Annotated in this window: 3 protein-coding genes; all 3 read left to right on the top strand. The window is 38.8% G+C overall.

Annotated elements, in window-relative coordinates:
- Positions 1–1253, top strand: a 1253-nt coding sequence (locus tag CVP04_RS12140; protein ID WP_165772801.1) for a VENN motif pre-toxin domain-containing protein, incomplete at its 5' end; no start/stop codon positions are given.
- A 1-nt stretch (position 1254) separates the two neighbouring features.
- A complete protein-coding gene (locus CVP04_RS12135) occupies positions 1255–1491 on the top strand; it encodes a hypothetical protein (RefSeq protein ID WP_100297761.1) in 237 nt (78 codons plus the stop codon).
- A gap of 25 nt (positions 1492–1516) precedes the next feature.
- Positions 1517–1840, top strand: a complete 324-nt coding sequence (locus CVP04_RS12130; protein ID WP_100297760.1) for a hypothetical protein — start codon at positions 1517–1519, stop codon at positions 1838–1840.
- The last annotated feature ends 376 nt before the right edge of the window (positions 1841–2216 follow it).

Here is a 2216-nt window from a genome sequence, read left to right as displayed (position 1 = left end):
TTGATATTGATAAGATTAAAGAGCAACAAGAAACCGCACAAGTTATCGGCGAAATCAGCCAAAATACGGTGACACTTACGCTAAAACCGCTCACGGATAACGCGGAAAACGCCAAAGCACAAGCGCAAGCAGTATTAAACAGCCAAAATGCCACGGTAGAAGAAAGATTACTTGCCACCCAAGCCCTTGCTCAAGCACAAACCACACTTGACCAATACGGCAAAGGCGGCGACATACAACTGGCAATGCGCGCCGTGACGGGGGTATTGCAAGGCTTGGCGATGAAGGACATAAATGCGGCTATCACAGCAGGTTTGTCGCCTTACGCCAACAATCTTATCAAAACCCAAACCGGCGATAACACCACGGCAAACCTAATGGCACACGCCGTACTCGGTGCAATCGAAGCCCAGCTCACGGGTAATAATGCCCTTGCCGGTGCTACCGCAGCTGTAACCGGTGAAGTTGCCGCAGATTACATCACCAAAACGTTTTACAACAAAACCACCGAACAACTAAGCGAAAACGAAAAACAAACCGTCACCGCACTCAGCCAAATGGCAAGCGGGCTTGCCGGCGGTTTGATTGGCGACAGCACGGCAAATGCACTGGCTGGTTCGGAAATTGGGAAACGGGCGGTTGAGAATAATTATTTATCCTTTGATATTATGGCTAATCCGAATCAAGCCCAAGAATTAGCGATGAAAGCAGAAGGAGAAGTAATAAAAAATAATCTCAAAACACAGGCTATCGAAACAGTTAAAGAAGATTATCCGCTGATATATAAAACCCTTGAAGGAAGTTATTATGTTTTAAGTAACACAGGAAAAGCGATTTATGTTGGTCGAGAAATTACGTTAGCTGCAGCGCCTTTACTTATCGCACCGGAAATAACATTCGGAACGAAAGTTTATACTTTCTTGAGTAATTCCGCATTAAGTGGTTCTGCTAATTTAATCGCGCAAACGGTTAGTGGGCAAGAGTTTAACTGGGCTGAATTTGCGGGTGCGACAGTTTCAGGCGGTATTACACCTAAACTGAAAACAATGGATGCAATACGAGTTAATGCAGGTATTGGTATGGCTGTAGGGTTGGCTAATGGCACTAGTGGCTTGTCTGAGGCGGGACTTTCCGGTATTGCTAGCTATGGTAGTTCCAAAATTTCTAATCCTATGTGGTCAACTATTGCTAGTGAAGCGATACAAAAATTACCAACTATTAGAAGTGCAATTAGTAGTGAAAAAAAGGAATGATATGAAAAGAGCATTTCTAATATTCTCTACAACTTTATTGTCATTTAATTTTGGAATGCTGATTCTCAATTTACAAGATTTTGGATTAAACTGGGATATTCCTTTTATCGTAAAGACACATTATGAAACATCAATATATGCATTAAAATGTGGTGTTATAGGTGTTGTTCTGGATTATTTTACAAAGGATCGATTTATCAAGAAAGATAAGAAAATAAAAGATTCTGAAAAAAAGTAAAATTAGGGGGAGTTTTTTAGTTCAGATGCAAGCCTATATAGAAGGAAAAGATCCGTTATATGCAATGGGAGCATCTGCTGTTGCAACAGGGGTTGGTGCAGGTTTTGGAAAACTTGTAGAAAAAGGTAGTTATAGAACTCTAGTAGGAGACACCACTCGAAATAAAAATTATTATGAACCTAGATATAGAACGCCTGAAATGATGGGCGCATTGAATGAAAAATATCAATATTTACCCACTAAATTAGGCAATCTTTTTGATGCAGGAGTAAGTCAGACTGTAGAAAGCCTCTTTGAAAATCAAAAAAATTTAATTAATGATTTATTAAATAGAGGTAATAATGAATAAGGTATTAAAATTTTTAGCACAATTTTTAATATTATTAATTCTTCTGTTTATTACTTGTTTTATAGGAAGCACAATTATATTTGGAGGATTTTTTTCTTATTTCTTTAGGAAATTATTCATTAGATGAATTTTTAGATTTAGCTCATTATTTTTTCGTTATTTGGTTAAAAATTTCTCCTTTTTTTTAATTTCTATTTTAATTAATCAGAAAATTAGAGCGAGATGAAAAAATCGACGAGAAGATTAGCAGTGCGACCATTGCGGCGCGGCAGCGGTTGGATATGGCGGTGAAGGAGGTGATTAACCACACCACGGAATATGACGCAGAGAAAAAAGGCGGGTCGTTGATTTACAGTGACGGTGACATCGTTTTCGG

Source organism: Caviibacterium pharyngocola (assembly GCF_002795405.1).
Classification (GTDB): domain Bacteria; phylum Pseudomonadota; class Gammaproteobacteria; order Enterobacterales; family Pasteurellaceae; genus Caviibacterium; species Caviibacterium pharyngocola.
This window is presented reverse-complemented; position numbering and strand designations above follow the sequence as displayed.